The following is a 19,256-nucleotide window of genomic DNA, read 5'->3' as shown; positions in this document are numbered from 1 at the left end:
GTGGTTTCTAAGATGAGCGTCCCAATGCCAGGTCTTGCAAGTGAAGTTGTCGACACGATCGACTGGGAAAAAGCGGCGCGAAATATAGAAGTGGACTCACGCAGCGACTTCATTTTAGCGCCTCACTTGGATATCGTTTTCCGGGACAAGTCTGCTGATCTTATCAATCAACTGAAATCCAAGCTCGCGGCTGGAACATACGAGCCACAGTTACCCGTAACAATCAGCGCCCCCAAGCAAGGCGTATTGACCCGCCCGGGCTCAATTCTTCTGCCTCAGGATCGGTTGCTTTATCAAGGGCTTTTGGAAAACATGTTGCCCGAGATTGAAGCTCAGTTCGATAGAACCCGTTCCTTTAGTCATATACCATCCACAGAAGCGGATCGCTTGTTTGACCCGTCTTTCGAGGGTTGGAACAAGTTTCAGCGAAGAGTCGAAGCCATTTGCGGGGATATGGATTTTGTTCTTCAGTGTGATGTTGCCAATTACTTCGAAACTCTTCCTCAGCATAATCTTGTTAATGCCTTGGAAGGATGTGGCTGCCGCGCAGAAAGCGTTCGGCTCATGGAAAAGCTTTTGCTGGCGTTCCGTCAGAAAAGTTCCCAAGGGATCATTCAAGGCGTTTTTCCTTCGGATGTTCTTGGGAATTTTTACCTGACAGATTTTGACGCAAATTGCAGCCTGTTTGATCATCCATCTGCGCGTTATGTTGATGACTTTTATATTGGGTTCTCGACGGAGCTCGATGCGAAGCTATTTCTGGCAGAGATGATAGAGAGCATGCGAAAAGTCGGTTTGGCTTTGAATCCGACAAAGACGCGAATCCTCGCGTCCAATGAATTGCTCTTTGAACAGCGGGAGGTTGATCGACTTTTCGAAGAGGCCAGAGATGAAGTCGAGGCAGCTCGGGACCTTGTGGAAAACGGTGGCTATGGTTTCCAAGGTGACTGGGTGAATTCTGATGAGGTGGAGGAGGCAATATCGGATGGCTTGGACGAAGAATTGCTCGCTGTCCGTGCCCTATTGGACTATCATGATGACACCCCAGAAATATCTGAAAAAATTGATAGATTCGCGTTGCCCTACCTGAGAGCTGCAGGCGACGACTATGGTGTTGAACGGGCATTCGATGGCTTGGCGCGACGCCCCCATCTTACGAGGCATTACTTTTCTTACCTCAATCATTTTGCAAGGATAAATCAGGACGTTAGAGAGCGGATAGAAGCTTTGATATGTGCAAATGGCTTTTACCTTGACTACCAAAGGATGTATCATGCGGCTGGCGTTATGACTTGTGATGCGGTCTCTGCGGAAACCGTTGCCCATGTAATGTCTTGGTTTCGTAATCGTAGCATCGGGAGCCATACTCGGGCAATTTCAGCAATTTTTGCGTGCAAGTTTGGAACTGCGCGTGAGAGACGCGAAGTTCGAGCGGCTTATGATGAGGAGCCCCCGTATGTTCAAGCAGCGATTCTTTACAGCTCTCAATTTTTTACGGTGGCGGAGAAGCGGACCATGAAAGCTGCTTGGAAAGGACACTCGGACCTTAACGCACTAATATCGGCTGCAGTCTGATAAAGAAGGTAGACGCCCGCTGATGTTCATCCGCCGAAGGGGTTCCACACTATCAACGATACCATCAAGATCTAAAGGCTCAACGGGTTTGACATATCGAGTGTGGCTGATCTATTTCGCGGACTGGTTCAGATCGGGCAACCGAAAGGGCACAGAGAAGCATCTCGGATAGAGTGAGGTGGATGAGGGCAATCGGGCTTCGCCGAATGCAAAAGTTCGCTTCCTCGTGCCTGCGCTTTTATGATTTCAACCCCACCCGGATGAAGAAGTTGCAGTAACTTCCGTTTTGAAGAACTGCGTCGTAGCAATTGCAGTGGTCGATGAACGGCAGGTCCGGGCCGAGATTGCCGTTCATATCCATCGGCGATAGCCGTCGTGTCTACTGCCGAAATGCCCCGGATATCTCGTACTTCCTTAGTTTTTGATGAGGGTAGGCCCAAGGTTTCTACCTGGAAATGTTCTTGCCGTTCTTGCAAATTCGTCGGCGCGTCATATGTTCTATCCTTCAGGGCCGATGCAAAATACCGCATCGCAAAAAGAGCCGCCTGTACATTCAGGAGCCGAACCGTCGGATCAACCGATGGCCGCTGACCCAACCCCCGCTTTTTGCGGAGGAGGTCTTCGGCATGCGGCTCACGAGATCTCCGTCGTCATCATGAGCCGCAGGAGAAGACACATGCCAAATATGATTGACCACACTGCTCGTGCCCGACGTGCTTACAGGATACTGCGCCGATGCGCTCGGAAGGGGCAGCGGATCACTTACAAGGACCTCACCGATCCGCTTGGACTTCACCATCGCAGCGCCCGCTGGTTTCTTGGAGTGATGCAGACTTGGTTCAGAGAGAACGGCTATCCGCCGATGCAGGCACTCGTATACGCAAAACACACCGGTGTTCCTGGGACCGGATACGTAGCCAGTTCGAGGGGGGGCGAGCCATATGATCACGCGCTTCGTGAGGTCTGGAGCTTCCCTTGGCCTAAGAAGCCGCCCTTCTGACATCGTGAAGTCTGAGATCGCCGTGACCGCGAAGAAACTCAATGACCACGATGCAATGTGCGGTCGCGGCGAATGGCCGGTTTGGTGAAAGCTACGCTGCAGCGATTGATAGCTTCGGGAACGGCCGGTTTGGGCCGGTATCGCATGTGAGGTTCCTGGTGTTCTAAGAAACCGGCCCCAACCTCACCTCGAACCCATCGATGACTTGGAAGGGGTAACCCATCTCGCGCGCCACTTCCTGCATCGCATTTGCGTAGCGCAACCAATACGCAGAGCCCGTGGATCGTTTATCAAGATCATCGAGAAATGCCACGATCGTGCTCGTATGGAAATCCAACGGAAGGTCCTGGGTGACTGCCAAATCAATAAACCTGAACATTCCATTGAGAGCAGGTTTATGGAGGTATCCATTCAGACCGGTTTCCCCAGATTCAATCGCCCTGGCCTGAGTTACAAACTTCTCTGGTGCTTCCATCGCGGCGAGCCGTTCGCTGATCCGCCCGGTACGCACGAATTTCCCCGTCTGTTTATCTTTCATCTTTATCTTTCTTTCTCCTTCCCTGGTTGCACCAGCTGTGGATTCCATTGGTGGAGGAAGGGTAGGACTTTAGAAAAGTATTCCTTTTTCATACCCGGTTTGAGCTGAAGACCTTTTGTCTTGTCCGCGATCTCGGAGATTTCCTCCAACACGAGCTGGCGTGCGAGTTTGGCAGTTTCCGGGTTTAATTGGTCTGGGAACGCAACAGCAAAGCAACGCCAATACCAGGCGATCGCAAACCGGTACTGGCGCAGAGTCGCCTCCGCTACGGGTTTACGCCGCCGCCCCCGGAACCCGATGGGCTCCCCAGCAGCCAGAAGACCAACCCATTCCTCAAAGTCCGCCTTGAAGCGCGGCGGCAAGGGCTGTTCTTCGTTAGGTGAAGGTTTGAACTGGAGCTGTCCAATCTGTGTTTCAGTCAGACCGAACTCCCCACGAATTTCAGGATGAGCGCGAGCTTTTTCAAAAGCGCCGACACCAGACCTGAACAAGGCGCGCTGAGACTGCTCCAAGCCTTGTTGCACCTGCTCTGCCCAGTCTTGGGTCACTCCTGCAGGTTCGATATCAAGCCTAAGGGCAATCCGGCGCAGCGCCAGAAGGTTGTTCTCATGCACGTAACCAAACTCCCGTTCCCTGCACCAGTCACGCAGCCGTAGCCAATCGTCCTTCGCCTCTTCTTGAACTGCTGACTTTCGGGAAATTTGGCCGGAACACGCTTCCAACCCGGAAATCAGAATATTCCGCCAGGCTTGGTACTGTGCCGGATTGCTGAAGTGCTCTGGCACATCCTTCAGATCGTGAGGCCAGGCGTCCTCGAAATCATGGGGATGAACGATGTTCGCAAGATCGCCATTGCGTACGAAGGTTTCCTGGAATTCAATCGCGGCCTTCAGTCTTGGCCAGTTCCCTTCGGGAAGTCCGTTAGCCTCGCCCCAGGATTTCAGTTGTTGAAACATCGTTCCGCCACTCCTTTATCAAGAAGATTGGCCGGTTTTGGGTTGTCCAAAGGAATTTTCTGACGATATTGTTGTCAGGCCTTCATTTACAAGGGTTGTTGGGCTGCGCCAGCTTCCGGGACCAGAGAGAATTGCCTTGTCCGGGGTGGAAACTTATAAATGCGCCTGGATGGCCATTTCGTCTTTTCGTGCTGGATGCGAATGGCCACCGAGGTGTACCCCGGCGCTTTGCCTTCCTGCAGGTAGCCGACGACGAAACGGTAACCGGTGAGATCCGCCGGACGCTGCAAACTGCTTTTAAGCTTTCGATCGACATCCTTGAGTTTGAACGGTACGGGTTCTTCACCCCGGCCTTGAAAACCCTAAGCGAGCATCCGGAATTCCGGGCGCTGCATTCTATGATGCAGTAGGCCTGGAGAAGGACATCCAGATCCAAATCTGTCCGGGCGGTTTTTAGTCTTTCTGCAATCAGCAAAGCGTATCTGTCCATCTCGGACATGAGCTCGAAGCTGAACTTCGAAAACCGCCATCTGACATACCGGTGATCCTTCGTCAAAGCGATGTTATCAAACAGCACCCGTTCCTCCTGCCATAACTCTGTCGCCAGCTGAAAATGCCTGGGATCGTTGGATCTGGGAGCGCAGCCAAGGCTGCGATAGGCCTTCAATGGCATTCAGTGTTCCTGATTGCGGGCTACAACCCAATCGATACTCGGCAAGGGCAAAATGATGTGCAACTTCGGCGGTTGTAAGCATGGGATTGTCCCTCTTGGTTTGGGAAGGAGATGCGGTCGTTTGCCGAAACTTTGAAAATACGGGGCCAATTTCTTCTTGCCGACAGAATGAAGGTGTTTGGATGAGATCAGTGAAGCTGTATCGCCGACCCGCCCAGGGTTTCCAGGCCGGACGTCATGGTGGTGCGCTGCCATCTCGGGACGAATTGCCTGAGGGAGAGCCTGATCCTTCAATCTGAACAGGATATTTTCCCCGGCACGCGGCACTGCGGTCGCCATCGGCCCGTCAATCAACACGTGTCAGATGTGCCCGAGAGGTTGGCGCAGGTGTGGTGCCATCCACTCAAAACAAAAAACGGCCTCACCAGAGGCCTTTCTACTCTTTCTGGGGTTTCTCTTCTTTCGGGAGGACGGTTTATAGCTTGGTTTCAACGCCTTGACGGGGGGCGGATGCAAATTTCGCAGATGGATATGCAAGTTTGTCAGCCGAAGATGCAGAAATTTCAGCTCGGTGTGCAGGTTTTGCAGATGTCAATGCAGATTTCGCAGGTCCTATTTTCTGACACGGTTGTCAGGGTTCTTCCGTGCATGAAACACGAGAGTTTCCGCGGGCCGTGAACCTCACCGCGCTATGCGAGACCAAGGTTTTTCCGACTTCCAGACCGGGTTTGTTTCTCAAAATTTGAATCGAACGCAACTCCTAATCACGAAGAGGCAACACGTGCCTCGGCCTGCACGTGCAGGCAATTTGTCAAATCTGATTTGTCAAATGATAGGACAAATCAAAACATGAGGAGCATCCCGATGGCTGCAAGTTCCAACTCCGGGCGCAAGAAGTCGTATAACGAGGGACAGGTTTCCAGGGCACTGGCCGATCTCAAAATTCGCGGACTGGAACCTTCCGTCGAAAATGTTGCCCGACACATGATCGAAGAGCAGTATTTGACGGCCAAGCCCCGCCCGGAGGGTTTGCGGCAAATGATCCAGGAAGTTCAAGACGCCAAAGAGGAACAGCGTGTTTTGAAATTGATCGCCGCCCTCCCGAGGTCGGCAACGGATTTCATCGATCAGGCCATCGACAAGTCTCGCCGTCAACTCGTCGCCGGGATCGCCGAGAGCTTCAGTGAGTTGAAGGAACAAAGCACTCTTCCACTTCAGGAAGCGCAAGAACGGTTACAATCAATGCGTGACGAGCTCCGTAGGAAGCGAGAAGAACAGGATGAGTTCAAGAACCGCCTATCCGCCGAGGAAGAAAGGGTTGCTGTCCTGGAAGCCGAGGTGCAGCGCAAAGACTTGGAACTCGATGATGCGGTTAAGCAGATCATTGCGTTGCGCGCGCAGCTTGAGGCAAAGGATGCCGTGTTGGAAATGTTGCGCCCGCCGGGGCACCAGTAATCCCATCCAGTGGATATGGCCTAATCTCTCAGCGACTAATTTTTCCGACGTGTGACAGTCATGAGTTCGTGGCACAGGCTGTTCCGGACCGGATTGCTGCCGTTAACTAATCTCGTCGACGATCAGCATAGACACCCAGGCATAAAAGCGGATCTTGTCGGCCAGCCGACCCTCCCGCTCAGCCTGGCTCAACGCTGCAATCGGTTCGGCCAGGGTTGCACGATGGACGCTCTTGCCCGACTTGACCGCGAACACGCCGAGCGCCTTGGCCAGATGTGATTTTCCCGTGCCTGGCATCCGGAAAAGCATGTTCTACCCTTGGTATGCCCGCTATGAGGCGTTCGGTGAAGCCGGGCTCGAGGACCGCCGTCCACACCCCGGCCGGGTTTGGAACCGCATCCCCGACGAGATCCGGAAGGCTCTCGTTAACCTCGCCCTGAATGAGCCGGAACTACCACCGCGTGATCTGGTATTTAGCAAGATTCTCGGTACTGTTGATAGCAGACATTGACGTTCGGCAAATCGACAGATCAGACTGTTTGGATAACCTCGTTGCGACGCAACATCTGCGCAATGGCGGCAAAATCCACCGGAAAAACCGGCCCAAGCCAGACCACTGTTGTCAGCTTTCGCGCCGCATCTCAGCTTCCCCAAACCGGTCATTCAGTGCGCCGTGCAGCCCTTTTTGAAGAACCAACTTCAGTAGAGATCGACAAAGCGGGCGTTTGCGGTGCGGCTTTCAACTGCCCCCGGATATTTTGCTTGGAATTCAACATTTCGGCCTATTACATGGGGACACATTCAAGCAACAGGCCATTAAAATGACGACGTCGCACCCTCCATATTCCCCCGATCCAGACCTTCTGAAGGACCTGAACCTTGCGCTCCCCCTTCGGAAGTTGACGGCGTACATCGACCAGCTTGACGTGTCGGCGGACTTCAAAGCGGTGCTTTGTGATCTGGCCAAAGTGACCTGGTCGGTCGGATCGACCGTCGTTGCGATCGGTCGCAAAATCCTTTCGGTTGCTCTCGAGATCGTGACGACCTTTCCTGGCACAATGTTTGGCGTCGTCGTGGCCTCGATCGTCACATTGATTGTCGGGACCCTTCCGTTGGTCGGGCCACTCCTCGCCTCATTTGTAGGCCCGATCCTGCTCGCGACAGGTTTGACGATGGGCGCTTTGTCCGATTTTCGGTCCTCGGCCTGGTCGACGAAAGTCACTGCCCTGCAAGAGCAGCTCGTGGCCGTGAAGGCGTGATTGTCGATCATGGAAAACTATGACGAAACCGGCAGGTTCGAGGGCGTCGGCCGGGTGGTCGCCGAACCGATGAAGTTCAAGGCGAAGCTCGACATTGGCGAAGAGGCCTTTGCGTCGTTGCAGGCCGCGCGGCTGGTCGGGGATCTCTGGCAAGTCGGAACAGCCGCGACGGCGGGCGGGCTGGCGGCCAGCTCCTCCGCCGTTGCGGGCACGTTTTTCGGTGGCGGCTGGCTCGCGGCCCTCGGGGTTGGAGCGGCGGTGACGCCCGTCGGTTGGGTCGTCGGGGCCGCAGTCGCCAGCGGCGCCGCCTGCTACGGTGTTCTGCGCCTTTACCGCGGCTACGAGGAGGCGCGCGTCAAGAAAGTGCCGGCTTTCATCAACACGCCCGTCGATGTGCTCGGCGCGGCGCTGTTTGACCTGATGGGCTCGCTGGCGATCCGGGTCGCACGGGAAGCCGAAGAGGTTGACGATGCAGAGCGGGCAGCCATCGCAGATTATTTCACCGCCGAATGGGGGCTTGATCCCGCCTATGTCGCAGCAGCCTTGCCCGTGATCGAACAGAGCGCAGAAGGCCACAGCGTAGACGAGATCGCCGAGGCCCTCGCCCTCTATAAGCGCGACAACCCGGACTGCAATTTCGACACCCTAAGGGCGGAGCTGCTGGCTTTTCTGACCGAGATCGCCGCGGCGGATGGCGTGCTTCACGATGCCGAACTCGCTGCAATCGCCCGGACAGACCGGATTTTCCAAAAGGCCGCGGGCGGCTGGTCCGAGACGGCGCGCTCGGCGCTCGGCTATGTGACGGCCGCGCCCTCCTATCTCTGGTCCAGCGTGACGGAGGGCGTGGCCGCGTTTTGGGACAGCGAGACGAAGGCGCCCGACAGTCCAGCCCCGGTGGATCGCTCGATCCCGGTGCTGTGGCTTTTGGGGAAGACCGGCGCCGGTAAATCATCGCTCGTGCAGGCGATAACGGGCAAGGACGCGGCAGAGGTTGGAAATGGCTTTGCCTCCTGCACTCGGACGGCGGATGCCTATGATTACCCCGAAGGGGACCCGGTCCTGCGCTTTCTCGACACCCGTGGGCTGGGTGAAGCAGGCTATCGCCCGGATGCGGATCTTGCCTCCAACGGTGACGCCTCGCAAATGGTCCTCGTGCTCACGCGGCTCGACGATCCGGTTCAGGGTAACGTCGCTGAGGCCTTGGCGCAGGTGGTGCGCAAAAAGCCCGACCTGCCTGTGGTCGTTCTCCACACCGCTGCAGATAAGGTCCCCGATCCGCTTGAACGTCGACGGGTTCAAACCGCGAACCAGTCGCAGTTTGAGGAAGCCGCCAAGCGCGATCTGCCCTGGCTGGAACTGGATATGTCGGTGCCATCACAGGCCGATATGTCCGAGCTGAAACAGATCTTGGCCAATACGTTACCCTCCGTCGTGCTGCTTATGGACCGGCGAAAGGCCAGCGACGCCGAGGAGGCAGCCTTTCTCGAGCGCCGCGGAACCGTTCTGCGATATGCGGGGATGGCGACCGCCTCGGGGGCCGTGCCTGTGGTTGGGGCAACCACCGCGCCCGCTTTGCAACTCGCTTTGGTCACGGCGCTGGCGAACAGTTACGGTCTGCCCTGGGACCGCGACCGCTTGATCGCCTTTATCTCCGCGCTTGGGGCGGGCGTGGTGAGTGGGACGCTGGTCGGCATCCTTGGCCGCAGCCTTGCTGGGTTGATCCCCGTCGTCGGTCAAACAGCAGTGCCGGTCCTGACCGCAGGCTATGGCTTTGCATCGACCTATGCGGTGGGGCGCGCTGCGGCGTATTGGATGTATCACACCAAGGCTGGCCGGACGGTCGATGAACAGTCGCTGCGGGACCACTACCTTGCCGCATTCTCGCGGGCCGAGGTGAAGGAGCGCGACAGTGCCGCCGGTTAAGGTGATCTTAAAACGTATCGCGCGCAGTCCCGCACTGCTGACGGCCATCCTATATGCCTTGCCTTGGGTGGTTTTGGTTATCCTCGGTGTCCTCTGGTTGGCCGAGCATGACTGGCTGCTGCCCTTTGTCGCGATCACCTTGGGTCTGGTCCTTCTGCTTCGGCTTAGCCTTCTGCTGCTGAAACACCTGCGACAGACGCAGAGTGCCGCGCCCGTCGATGCTGACCCAGCCCCGATCGTGACGGCGAACCCGGAATGGTCCGCGCGGGAACTGGCGGTGTTCAACAGCCTATGCACAGAAATCGCCCGGGAACCCCGCCCTTGGGGAGATATGCGACAGCTTTCCTTCGATCTGGTCGAGAAAGCAGCGCAGCAGCTGTCCGCAGGTCAAAAAGGCGCCCTCGATTTTTCGATCCCCGAGGCGCTGCTGCTGGCCGACCGCGTTATGATCCGCCTCCGCCGCAACCTGCATGACATGGTGCCATTTTCCGACCGGATCAGCCTCAAGACGATCCTCTGGATCTGGGAGAACAAGGCTTGGGTCCAGCGCGGTGCCACGGTGGTCGGCTGGGCATGGCGCGCGAAACGCATGATAACCAACCCGCCGGCCGCCATCATGCAGGAAATCCAGGGGGCGGTGACCAGCAGTGCAGATGGCGGCGAGATGAAAAATTTCAGCCTGGCCCTCGTACAGCAGATCATTCTGGAAGAGGTCGCGCGCGCCGCAGTGGACCTGCATTCCGGCTACCTGCGGTTTACGGATGAAGAACTCTTGAATATTGAGCTCGGCTCCGCCGACTTTGATAAACAGATCCTCGCTCAGCCGAACGAACCGATACGTCTCCTTGTGATTGGTCAGGTGTCGGCAGGAAAATCGACAATCGTTAACCGTCTGGCAGGAGGTGAGGTCGCCGAGACGGACATGGCACCCACAACCCCCGACCTGACCCGCCACGCGCTGGACATCGACGGGATTGCCTATTCAGTGATCGACACACAGGGCATCGACGGCAGCGAAAAGGTTGCCGAGACCCTGCTCGCGCAGGTACTGGACTGTGACCAAGTGTTATGGATCCTCCGCGCCAACCGCCCCGCACGGGCCCCGGATGTCGCGCTGCTCCGACAGATCGAGGCCGCCTTCGCCGCCCGCCCCCTGCGGCGGATGCCGCCCGTTACCATCGTGGCAAACGCTGTCGACCAACTGCTTCCGGACTGGCCCTTTCCCGAACACCTCCTCCCGCGCGAGGCACAGGCGACCATTGCCGCAGCGAGCGCCGCCATCTGTGCGGATCTGACCTGCCGCGAGGCAATTCCTGTCGTCTCTGAAGGGGCGGTCTGGAACCTCGATCAACTGATCTCCACCGTCGCGCACAGCGCATCGGACGCCTTGGCGACGCAGCGCAATCGCCGACGCAGCACAGGGGCCGAGGCCAGCGCTACCTTCTCGCAGGAAATGTCGCGAGGCGCGTCCGGGCTTTGGGAAACAGGGCGTTTGGTTACCGGGAAGCTGTTCGGACGGTGAAATCAGGTAAAGGTAGCCGAGAACAGCTTTCTGTCTTGTTGACGACCTCAAGGTCTTTTGGAGCGCCATGATGCTCCCGGCCCAGAGCGGCCATTTGAGCATTGAGCAGCGAAGGTCGGAAGCTTTACCGCAGCAGCGCGTGATGCCAAGGTCAGTATGACGCTCATGCCAGCCTAAAATACCGGCAAGGAATGAGATAGATAGCTCGTTGAGCTGAAGGAGGTAAGCGCACAAAGGCGCGAAGCCGCAAGCCAGTCCCGATCCGTCTGCGGAGAACTGTATCTTCCCTGCTTGCAAGTGCTATGCAACTAAGGTTACCTGCGGTGATCTCTGTTTTTTTCTTGCGGCTTTTGGGAGCAAAAATGGTGAAACTCAATGAAGTCTTTGGCGTAAGCTCAAAAGCTGTAAGATCATATATCCCGAGAGACCAGATCGACGGCCTGTTTAATGACGCAATAGGTTCTGACAAACATGTCGTAGTCTATGGTGCCTCCAAGCAGGGGAAAACTGCGCTTGTGTCGCGTTATCTTTCTTACCAGGAAAACATTGTAGTTCGGCTTGCGCCGAAATCCACGATCGAGGATGTTTACGCCAGTATTCTTAGACAGGCTGGAGTTTTAATTGAGGTAAGTTCCACATCAGAAAGTGCGAGCAAGGTTGGTGGAAGCGCAGGTGCGAAGTTCAAAGCAAAGATTCCTCTATTCGGCGAAGCGGAACTAAAAGGAGGCGGCTCGGGAGAGGCTTCTGAGCGGGAGGCAACGCAATACGAAACTATCCCTTTCAATATTTCAGTCCCTCAGGACGTGTCGGAACTTCTTAAAAAAGTTGGATTTAATCAGCGAATTATACTGGAAAATTTTCATTACTTAGATGAATTGCTTCAGAAACAAATCTCCTTTGATCTTCGCCTCTTTCAGGAGATGGGGATACTCTTTGTTGTCTTGGGTGTCTGGAGACAAAAAGATAAGCTTCGTATATATTGCTCGGATTTGACAGATCGCGTCATTGATGTGCCGGTCGAGCCATGGGAGGAGGAAGATTTTCGGCAAGTTGCGGCACTCGGCGCAGAAGAATTGAACGCAGAGATAGACCCGAAAATCGTTGAGATATGCATTCAAAACTCCTTCGGAAGCATTGGCGTTTTTCAAGAGCTCATGCGGGAAGCATGCGATACAGCTGGCCTCAAATCGCGTGGTGATGTCGTTTTCGGAGTGTACGGGGAAGAGTTTGCAGAAAAGGCGATCCAAGAAAAATCTCATCAGTATGGCGCCACACATCGGCAAGCTCTCGAGCTAATCGCATCCGGAAATATCACCCACTCAAAAGAAAAGGCTCTTCAGCCGCTTCATCTGCCCTATTACCTTGTGCGAGCAATACTTGATCTTGGATACGATGGGTTTGAACATGGCGTAGATCGATCCGATATTACTGAACGAATCAAGAGTGAGCATCATAGAAAGAATGATGTTCGCCCCGGCGATATGACCAATCTTCTTCATAACTTGAGTAGCACACAGTACAAGAAAGGTATTAATCCACCGCTTATTGACTATGATCAGAGCAAGCGCCGTCTTTTTGCTATCGATTCGACATTTTTCTTCTTTTTGAAGAATTGCGATCTTGCTGAGTTTTCTGAAGAACTTCCTTCTCCATTGATGCAAGAGTGAGGCGTATAGGATTTGGCGGTTGCTCGCTGCGCCTTACCGTTGGGCCAAGTAGGCGTATATCTCCAGCCCGTTTATTTCTCGCCATTGCTGACATTAGAGTCAAATGCGGCGAAGGTCAGCTAACCGCCCATTCTTTGGAGCGCACATCCGTTCACCAGCGCAGCGTTTTGACGCTCGTGATTGGCGCAACCGCCTTTTCTGTAAAGCCGGTCGTTCGGTTGGGGGGAATTTAGTATTTGCTGCTCTACCAAGTGAGCTTTCCCAAACCGCCTGTTGTCTTCATGGCAAAATGCAGAGATTCGAGAAAGGGAAGCGCTGTGACGAGAATTTTTTCTTAGCGGTCATTCAAAGTGAATGAAAAATTCGATCAACGAAGATGATGAAGGTGTAATTTTGACTAAAGCCGAAATTTTTGACTCTTGGGCGACGCGTTTTGGCGCCCTTGCGATACTTACAGCTGCGCAGAAGGTTTTTGAAAGCTTGGAGGCGGCAAAGGCAGGCATCCTATTTGGAGTATTTGTTTTGTCGGCGTCTTGTTTCGTGCGGATATTCTCGTGGAGCCGGGTTGCCCTGCGTGATATGTGGTCCGCAAGCCCAGTTAAATTCTTTTCTGTTGGTTTGATAGATTTTTCAATTTCCCTTTCCCTTCTTTTGTCGACAATCGCTATTACCTTCTATAATTTTCCTGACGTTGCCAACCTGATCACACATATCACAATTTCAACGGGTGCGACGATAGCGGATGCGGCTCGCGTCTTCATGAACTTTGTAGTCCTCCCGTCCCTTTTGTTCATTGGCATAGTGTACGCTGTTGTGAAGTGGTGGAGGTCAGAGTAGTCCACACGTCATAGGCTGAGAGAGAAAGTCGCCGTTGCGCACATTTCGGTCTGAAATGTGTGCGTGCGATACACCTCTGCCGGCAGTCAATTGCATCGAAATCGCAACGCCGAATGTTAGTTTCCTGTGCAATGCTGCCATCTGACCGAGGCACAGCGAAGGTCAACTATCCGCCAATTCAGAAAGACTCCGCCCTATAGAGCGAGCGCTCAATAGGCGCATCCAACTCCGCTTACTGTGACACTTTTCTATGACACCCCTACCCTCTTTCTATGCCGAGGTTGCTCAATCCGCCGTTACAGAACCCTTATTTTATTGGTGTGAACCTTCTGGGAATGAACTCGAAAACGGTCTCGAAAACCGTTGAGCCTTCACGGGTTCCCAGGGTTCGAATCCCTGTCTCTCCGCCATTTTACCTTTGAAAACAAGAATAACCCACTCTTGATCCCAGGATGTGTTTCCGGGTGGATGACAGAGATGACGGCATAGGGTGCCGCCTTGCTGCCTCGCCCACTGTACCCACCCGACCTCCAGAGCGACGCAGTGAACCTTATTATTCGCCGGGCCGGGCCCATGGTGAAGACCGCGGCTTGGCCCGACAAGGACACAGCAACTTCTCCGATGACTCCCCAGCAAGGAAGGCACCTGCGGTGTTCCCCGGTGGCTCCCGTCTTAATTCCGAAGTACCCCGAGGTTCCCGAGGCGAAATCGTCATTTAATTCAGTTGGCTACGGAAGTTCCCACGCGCATTTGCGGGATGATTTCAGTTTTCACGGCGCCTTGGGCCAGCAGCACGCACGCCAGGCGGGTCCCTTTAAAATGCCTATACCGGGTCCCCATAGCGCGCCGCCAGAAGCTCATATGCCCTGTTCTATTTGTATGAAAGGGACTGCCCGCTGCATCGCGTCAAACGTCAGGCAGAAAAATTCGACGCCCTAGCCTGGAATATATACGTCAGCGCAAGATTGGCAGCGGCACGGGGATGGCTGAACAGATCTCTGATGGCATTTCCAACCTCCGGCCTCGCCTGGCCTGTTGGCCGCCATGTAAACCGAAGCGTTTCCCGACACTTCAGTACATAAAAAAATGGCCGGGCATCCCTGCCCGGCCATTCCGCTATTATACAGCCCGGTTCAGGCGCGGCGGCGGCGGCCGCCGCCAGCCCGGCCGCCACGGCCACGGCCTTCTTCGCCTTCTTTGGCAGGCTCTTTGTTGAACTTGATCCACTCGCCGCCATGCGGGTCGTTGTTGGTCAGGAAGTTGGCAGCGCGGATGGCCTCCATTTCCTTACCGGCGCGCGGCTTGGTGGAGCCGAGCCCGAACATCTGAACAAATGCTTCGTCTTCCATGCCTTCGGGCAGGACGATGCCGGCGGCTTCAACTTCAGCCTTCTTTTCGGCGATCTTTTTCTGCGTAATTGGCAGCGCCACCGGGTTCATAATCGCCGAGGTCATGCCAGCGCCCATTGCCATCGGCAGGAAGGCGTTGTTGATGCCGTGGCGGTTCGGCAGGCCGAAGGAGATGTTGGATGCACCGCAAGTGGTGTTCACACCCAGCTCTTCGCGCAGACGGCGGACCAGGGCAAACACCTGCAAGCCGGCCGTGGCCATGGCGCCGACCGGCATCACCAGCGGGTCAACCACGATGTCATGCGCGGGAATGCCAAAATCGGCGGCGCGCTCAACGATCTTCTTGGCGACGGCGAACCGGACGTCGGGGTCTTCCGAGATGCCGGTGTCGTCGTTGGAAATCGCAACAACCGGAACGTTGTACTTTTTGACCAGCGGCAGGATCTGTTCCAGACGCTCTTCTTCGCCGGTGACCGAGTTCAGCAGCGGACGGCCTTCGCAGATTTCCAGGCCGGCTTCCAGCGCGCCCGGCACCGAAGAGTCGATGCACAGCGGCACGTCAACCAGGCCCTGCACCAGCTCGACGATCTTTTTCATCAGCGGCGGCTCGGTCTCGTTCGGATTCGGGTTCGAGTTGTAGACCACGCCTGCGTTGATATCGAGCACTGTCGCACCGGCCAGAACCTGAGCGACGGCATCTTTCTCGACGGTGGAAAAATCGCCGGCTTCCAGCTCGGCCGCCAGTTTTTTACGGCCGGTCGGATTGATGCGCTCTCCAATGACGCAGAACGGCTCGTCAAAGCCCAGGATCGCGGTTTTAGTTTTTGATTCTACGACTGTACGGGTCATTGTTGATCCTTAGGAGTTGACCGGCTTCGCCGAGGCGCCGCCGTTGTTGATGGCCCAGGTGGCATTGGTCTTGATGCCGCCCAGCGGGAAGAAGTGGACCTTCTCGATTGCGAAATCCGGATTGGCTGCCTTGTGCGCCGCCAGATCCGCAAGCACTTCGCCCGGCTCATGCGGGAGCAGCAGCTTGGAGACGTCCTTAGCACGTTTCTGCAGAACTTTCAGCGACGGGCCGACGCCGCAGGCGATGGCGAATTTGATCATGGTCTGCAGCTTGGCCGGGCCGGCGATGCCGATGTGGACCGGCAGGTTCATGCCGCGCTCGGTCAGTTCGTTCACCCAGTCGATCACCGGCTGCGCTTCAAAGCAGAACTGGGTTGCCAGCGCCATTTCGGCGTCGGTGCGCTTGGAGAATTCCTGTTTCCAGTCCAGCGCCGCATAGGTGTTGGCACGGCCGCCCTTGGGGTCGATGTCCAGGTTGGGCTCAGGGTGGCCAGCAACATGCAGATTGGTAAAGCCTGCCTCGTCGAACAGACCGGTTTCCAGGAGCTGCATCGAGGAGTCGAACTCGCCCTGCGGCTTGGCAACACCGCCGGCCAGGATCAGGCCCTGCTTGACGCCGGCTTCGCCCTGGTAACGGGCGATCCAGTCGCCAAGCGTTGCTTTGTCTTTAATGATACGCGCCGGGAAGTGCGGCATCACATCATAGCCTTCGCCGGCAATGCGCTTGGCGGTGTCGACCATGTCTTCAATCGGGGTGCCTTCGATATGCGCGACATAGACACGGGTGCCGGCCGGCAGAAGGTCGCGGAAGTCGTCGACCTTGGCCGCGGTACGCGGCATCACCTCAATGGAATAGCCTTTCAGAAAGGCTTCCATTTCGGGGGTGACAGACTGGCCAGCACCAGAATCGCGTTTCTTAAAGTTCAGCAAAGCCATCGCGGCCTCCCATAGTGGTATTCAGGCTCACGCCCATCCGTCATTTGCAATCAGAGTTTTCAGGCGGTCCTGATCGTATTCCGTTTCCAGGCGGGTTGCCTCGGCTTCGGCGATCTCAGCCGCTTCACCTTCGGCGGTATATGGCGCGGCCTTGCGCCACTCGGCAAGATAGGCGTCCGCGTCTTTGGCGTTCACCTTCATGGCTGCGCGGTCGATGGCCTGCTCGAACCGTTCTTCGAGCTGGCGCTTGGCCCCGCGGCGGCCTTTGCCAACGATGACCTGCGCCGGGATATCGCGCCAGTAAACGATCGTTACGTCGGGCATGCCTTACATTCCTCCTAGCCTGGATAGACCACGTTCTAGAGCGGCGGCCGCCCGCACGTTGGTCGATTTTCGACAACACGATGGGATTGAGCGACGTTTTGCTGCCGGGACACTAGCTTTGTGCCCTTGCGAAAGCTACAGGGGTTTCTTGCCAAAATATTCATGTGGATTATGAGATTTCCTCGAAGCAGCGGAAATCGCGCTACTTCTGCCGTCTGGCGCTTGCGCCGCTGCACCGGCGCACCTATTGTTGTCGTTAACACGATAATCGGAGGGCGTGAATCATGGCGCCCAGGCGCTCGAAAGGTGCGGGCGCGTTTCCCAAAGCGGTTGAAACCCCTGCACCGGCCCGGCCCGATCCAGATGCGCTGTATGCTGCGCTGGATCTGGGTACAAATAGCTGCCGCATGCTGATCGCCCAGCCCAAGGGCAGCGGCATCCATGTGGTCGACAGTTTCTCCAAGTCGGTGCAGCTCGGCGCCGGACTGGAGCGGACCGGACGCTTGTCGCGGTCGTCGATGGCGCGCACCATTCAGGCATTGCGGATTTGCCAGCAGAAACTGAAACGCAACAAGGTCAGGCGGATGCGGCTGGTGGCGACCGAGGCCTGCCGCCGGGCAAAGAACGCCCGCGAATTCATCCGCCAGGTGAAGCGGGAAACCGGTCTGACGCTTGAAATCATCCAGCCGGAAGAAGAAGCGCGTCTGGCAGTGATTTCCTGCGCGCCGCTGGTCTCGACCAAAACCGATCAGCTGCTGGTGGTCGATATCGGCGGCGGCTCGACCGAATTGGTGTGGATCGACATCTCGTCAGTCCCGCGGCGCGACCGCCCCTCTGCGATCATGCGGTTGCATAACGGGTTCAATTCTACAGAAAGCCCGTTTCCCACGGCAAAGGTGGTGGATTGGATTTCCGTGCCTCTGGGGGTCGCCACTTTGCGCGATCAGTTCAACGATGTGGAGGACGACGCCGCCCGCTTTGCGCTGATGAGCTGGTTTTTTGAGGAAAACCTGGCTGACTTTGCGCCTTACAAGGATGAGCAGACCCGGGCCGGTTTTCAGATCGTCGGCACATCGGGCACTGTCACAACAGTCGCGGCGTCGCATTTGGGGCTGAAACGGTATGACCGGACCAAGGTGGACGGGTTGCGGATGACCAGCGATCAGATTGACAAAGTGATCCGGAGTTATCTAGAACTCGGGCCTCTGGGCCGCCGCCGTGATCCCCGCATCGGCGAGGACCGGCAGGCCCTGATCATGTCTGGTTCAGCTATCCTGCAGGCATTGCTGCGCTGCTGGCCGACCGACCGGCTGTCAGTTGCGGACCGCGGCCTGCGTGAGGGTCTGCTTTATGCACAGATGAGTGCGGATGGCGTTCTGGAGGACGGCCCCTATTAGGCGGGGCCGGAGAAATTGGATTTTTCCGGGCCGGAGTTTTCTTAGGATTCCGCGCACCGGCGCAAATGGTGACGATGATGGCAAAGACGCCGACAGGTAAGAATACATCCGGACGCGGTCAGCGCGATCTGAAGGTCAAGGTGAAATCCGCGCGCGGGCGTAAGCTCAGCTCGACGCTTTGGCTGCAGCGCCAGTTGAATGATCCCTATGTCAAGCGGGCCCAGGCCGAAGGCTACCGCGGGCGCGCGGCCTACAAGATCATGGAACTGGACGACAAATACCGCTTTCTGGTGCCCGGCGCCCGGATCGTCGATCTGGGCTGTGCGCCTGGCGGCTGGGCGCAGGTGGCAGTGAAGCGCATCAATGCCTTGGGCGAGAAACAGGGCAAGGCCGTGGGCCGCATTATCGGCGTCGACCTGCAGGAGGTCGAACCGCTGGCCGGTGCTGAGTTCCATCAGCTCGATTTCATGGATGACGGCGCCGATGATCAGGTCAAGGAATGGCTGGGCGGCCGGGCCGATGTGGTGATGTCCGACATGGCGGCGGCCAGTTCCGGTCACAAGCAGACCGATCACATGCGGATCATCTCGCTGTGTGAAACCGCGGCCTACTTTGCCTTTGACGTGCTGGAAGAGGGCGGCACCTTTGTGGCCAAGGTCCTGGCCGGCGGTGCCGAAGGAGAACTGCAGAAGCTGTTGAAGCAGAAGTTCACCAAGGTGACCAACATGAAGCCGCCGTCCTCAAGGTCGGACAGCTCCGAAAAATTTGTGGTTGCAACCGGGTTCCGGGGCTAAGGCCCCGTTAAATTCGGCGGCTGTGCGGTGCGGTCAGAGACCGGGTCGCAAGGTCGCGCAGCAGGATAGCCTCATCTCCCTCGCCATCGGTCAGCCGGGACACCCGCAGCTTACGGCTGGCATCACGGGCCATTTCACGCTGGCGCATCAGATCAAACAGGCGCGTGTGGCGAAGTTTGCTTTGCAGTTTCGTCATGATGGC

At 56.4% G+C, this 19,256-nt stretch carries 19 protein-coding genes; 12 read left to right on the top strand and 7 right to left on the bottom strand.

Going from position 1 to position 19,256, the window contains the following annotated elements:
- Entirely contained in the window at window positions 1-1,575 is a 1,575-nt protein-coding gene (locus METH_RS08320) for an RNA-directed DNA polymerase (RefSeq protein WP_156927470.1), read from the top strand.
- A gap of 1,163 nt (window positions 1,576-2,738) precedes the next feature.
- On the opposite strand, the gene METH_RS08315 is transcribed toward METH_RS08320, so the two are convergent.
- Together METH_RS08315 and METH_RS08310 are read right to left on the bottom strand one after the other, a co-directional pair.
- Window positions 2,739-3,113 carry a hypothetical protein gene (locus METH_RS08315; protein WP_024090000.1) on the bottom strand — a complete coding sequence of 125 codons (375 nt, stop codon included), beginning with the start codon at window positions 3,111-3,113 and terminating at the stop codon, window positions 2,739-2,741.
- 2 nt (window positions 3,114-3,115) lie between these two features.
- Entirely contained in the window at window positions 3,116-4,069 is a 954-nt protein-coding gene (locus METH_RS08310; protein WP_024089999.1) for a hypothetical protein, read from the bottom strand.
- Between the two features lie 188 nt (window positions 4,070-4,257).
- Between METH_RS08310 and METH_RS08305 the strand changes: the two genes are divergently transcribed.
- Together METH_RS08305 and METH_RS08300 are read left to right on the top strand one after the other, a co-directional pair.
- A complete protein-coding gene (locus METH_RS08305) occupies window positions 4,258-4,479 on the top strand; it encodes a hypothetical protein (RefSeq protein WP_024089998.1) in 222 nt (73 codons plus the stop codon).
- 1,127 nt (window positions 4,480-5,606) lie between these two features.
- Window positions 5,607-6,197: a hypothetical protein gene (locus tag METH_RS08300; protein WP_156927468.1), complete on the top strand. Its 591-nt coding sequence runs from the start codon at window positions 5,607-5,609 to the stop codon at window positions 6,195-6,197.
- A 102-nt stretch (window positions 6,198-6,299) separates the two neighbouring features.
- Here the strand turns inward: METH_RS08300 and METH_RS22650 are convergent, their stop codons facing one another.
- Entirely contained in the window at window positions 6,300-6,506 is a 207-nt protein-coding gene (locus METH_RS22650; protein WP_084013777.1) for an ATP-binding protein, read from the bottom strand.
- Here METH_RS22650 and METH_RS25280 point away from each other — a divergent pair.
- The 7 genes from METH_RS25280 (at window position 6,505) to METH_RS08260 (ending at window position 13,405) form a co-directional block, all read left to right on the top strand.
- The gene (locus METH_RS25280) at window positions 6,505-6,708 is read left to right on the top strand and encodes a helix-turn-helix domain-containing protein (protein WP_052348688.1); all 204 of its coding nucleotides are present in this window, start codon (window positions 6,505-6,507) and stop codon (window positions 6,706-6,708) included. The two genes, METH_RS22650 and METH_RS25280, sit on opposite strands and share 2 nt — an antisense overlap.
- A complete protein-coding gene (locus tag METH_RS23860) occupies window positions 6,705-7,022 on the top strand; it encodes a hypothetical protein (RefSeq protein WP_156927467.1) in 318 nt (105 codons plus the stop codon). The genes METH_RS25280 and METH_RS23860 overlap by 4 nt, the downstream gene beginning before the upstream one ends.
- The gene (locus METH_RS08290) at window positions 7,019-7,456 is read left to right on the top strand and encodes a hypothetical protein (RefSeq protein WP_156927466.1); all 438 of its coding nucleotides are present in this window, start codon (window positions 7,019-7,021) and stop codon (window positions 7,454-7,456) included. Before METH_RS23860 ends, METH_RS08290 begins: the two co-directional genes overlap by 4 nt.
- A gap of 9 nt (window positions 7,457-7,465) precedes the next feature.
- Window positions 7,466-9,379 carry a TerB family tellurite resistance protein gene (locus METH_RS22645; protein ID WP_156927465.1) on the top strand — a complete coding sequence of 638 codons (1,914 nt, stop codon included), beginning with the start codon at window positions 7,466-7,468 and terminating at the stop codon, window positions 9,377-9,379.
- Window positions 9,366-10,901, top strand: coding sequence for a GTPase (locus METH_RS08275; protein ID WP_024089992.1), 1,536 nt, complete (start codon window positions 9,366-9,368; stop codon window positions 10,899-10,901). Before METH_RS22645 ends, METH_RS08275 begins: the two co-directional genes overlap by 14 nt.
- 365 nt (window positions 10,902-11,266) lie before the next feature.
- Entirely contained in the window at window positions 11,267-12,568 is a 1,302-nt protein-coding gene (locus METH_RS23855; protein WP_156927464.1) for a P-loop NTPase family protein, read from the top strand.
- A 354-nt stretch (window positions 12,569-12,922) separates the two neighbouring features.
- The gene (locus METH_RS08260) at window positions 12,923-13,405 is read left to right on the top strand and encodes a hypothetical protein (protein ID WP_024089989.1); all 483 of its coding nucleotides are present in this window, start codon (window positions 12,923-12,925) and stop codon (window positions 13,403-13,405) included.
- A gap of 1,133 nt (window positions 13,406-14,538) precedes the next feature.
- Here METH_RS08260 and METH_RS08255 read toward each other — a convergent pair.
- Genes METH_RS08255 through METH_RS08245 form a run of 3 tightly spaced genes read right to left on the bottom strand, consistent with a single transcriptional unit; the run spans window position 14,539 to window position 16,863 of the window.
- Window positions 14,539-15,603, bottom strand: a complete 1,065-nt coding sequence (locus METH_RS08255) for a methyltetrahydrofolate cobalamin methyltransferase (RefSeq protein WP_024089988.1) — start codon at window positions 15,601-15,603, stop codon at window positions 14,539-14,541.
- Window positions 15,604-15,612: 9 nt separating this feature from the next.
- The gene (locus METH_RS08250; protein WP_024089987.1) at window positions 15,613-16,539 is read right to left on the bottom strand and encodes a methylenetetrahydrofolate reductase; all 927 of its coding nucleotides are present in this window, start codon (window positions 16,537-16,539) and stop codon (window positions 15,613-15,615) included.
- Window positions 16,540-16,566: 27 nt separating this feature from the next.
- On the bottom strand, window positions 16,567-16,863 hold the full coding sequence (locus tag METH_RS08245; protein ID WP_024089986.1) for a virulence factor: 297 nt from the start codon (window positions 16,861-16,863) through the stop codon (window positions 16,567-16,569).
- Between the two features lie 284 nt (window positions 16,864-17,147).
- Between METH_RS08245 and METH_RS08240 the strand changes: the two genes are divergently transcribed.
- Together METH_RS08240 and METH_RS08235 are read left to right on the top strand one after the other, a co-directional pair.
- A complete protein-coding gene (locus tag METH_RS08240; RefSeq protein WP_024089985.1) occupies window positions 17,148-18,260 on the top strand; it encodes a Ppx/GppA phosphatase family protein in 1,113 nt (370 codons plus the stop codon).
- A gap of 77 nt (window positions 18,261-18,337) precedes the next feature.
- Window positions 18,338-19,054 carry an RlmE family RNA methyltransferase gene (locus METH_RS08235; RefSeq protein WP_024089984.1) on the top strand — a complete coding sequence of 239 codons (717 nt, stop codon included), beginning with the start codon at window positions 18,338-18,340 and terminating at the stop codon, window positions 19,052-19,054.
- A 7-nt stretch (window positions 19,055-19,061) separates the two neighbouring features.
- On the opposite strand, the gene METH_RS08230 is transcribed toward METH_RS08235, so the two are convergent.
- On the bottom strand, window positions 19,062-19,250 hold the full coding sequence (locus tag METH_RS08230) for a hypothetical protein (protein ID WP_024089983.1): 189 nt from the start codon (window positions 19,248-19,250) through the stop codon (window positions 19,062-19,064).
- Window positions 19,251-19,256: the final 6 nt, after the last annotated feature.

It is taken from the genome of Leisingera methylohalidivorans DSM 14336 (genome assembly GCF_000511355.1).
In the GTDB taxonomy this organism is placed as follows: domain Bacteria; phylum Pseudomonadota; class Alphaproteobacteria; order Rhodobacterales; family Rhodobacteraceae; genus Leisingera; species Leisingera methylohalidivorans.
Note: the sequence above shows the minus strand (reverse complement) of the source record. Positions and strands in the feature narration are given on the sequence as shown.

What these genes read in the sequence shown, in the direction of transcription:
- METH_RS25280 (WP_052348688.1), top strand. Translation starts at nt 6,505, where the DNA reads ATGTTCTACCCTTGGTATGCCCGCTATGAGGCGTTCGGTGAAGCCGGG.
- METH_RS08245 (WP_024089986.1), bottom strand. Translation starts at nt 16,863, where the DNA reads ATGCCCGACGTAACGATCGTTTACTGGCGCGATATCCCGGCGCAGGTC.
- METH_RS08290 (WP_156927466.1), top strand. Translation starts at nt 7,019, where the DNA reads ATGACGACGTCGCACCCTCCATATTCCCCCGATCCAGACCTTCTGAAG.
- METH_RS22650 (WP_084013777.1), bottom strand. Translation starts at nt 6,506, where the DNA reads ATGCTTTTCCGGATGCCAGGCACGGGAAAATCACATCTGGCCAAGGCG.
- METH_RS08235 (WP_024089984.1), top strand. Translation starts at nt 18,338, where the DNA reads ATGGCAAAGACGCCGACAGGTAAGAATACATCCGGACGCGGTCAGCGC.
- METH_RS22645 (WP_156927465.1), top strand. Translation starts at nt 7,466, where the DNA reads ATGGAAAACTATGACGAAACCGGCAGGTTCGAGGGCGTCGGCCGGGTG.
- METH_RS08310 (WP_024089999.1), bottom strand. Translation starts at nt 4,069, where the DNA reads ATGTTTCAACAACTGAAATCCTGGGGCGAGGCTAACGGACTTCCCGAA.
- METH_RS08250 (WP_024089987.1), bottom strand. Translation starts at nt 16,539, where the DNA reads ATGGCTTTGCTGAACTTTAAGAAACGCGATTCTGGTGCTGGCCAGTCT.
- METH_RS08260 (WP_024089989.1), top strand. Translation starts at nt 12,923, where the DNA reads ATGAAAAATTCGATCAACGAAGATGATGAAGGTGTAATTTTGACTAAA.
- METH_RS08255 (WP_024089988.1), bottom strand. Translation starts at nt 15,603, where the DNA reads ATGACCCGTACAGTCGTAGAATCAAAAACTAAAACCGCGATCCTGGGC.
- METH_RS08240 (WP_024089985.1), top strand. Translation starts at nt 17,148, where the DNA reads ATGGCGCCCAGGCGCTCGAAAGGTGCGGGCGCGTTTCCCAAAGCGGTT.
- METH_RS08230 (WP_024089983.1), bottom strand. Translation starts at nt 19,250, where the DNA reads ATGACGAAACTGCAAAGCAAACTTCGCCACACGCGCCTGTTTGATCTG.
- METH_RS08315 (WP_024090000.1), bottom strand. Translation starts at nt 3,113, where the DNA reads ATGAAAGATAAACAGACGGGGAAATTCGTGCGTACCGGGCGGATCAGC.
- METH_RS08300 (WP_156927468.1), top strand. Translation starts at nt 5,607, where the DNA reads ATGGCTGCAAGTTCCAACTCCGGGCGCAAGAAGTCGTATAACGAGGGA.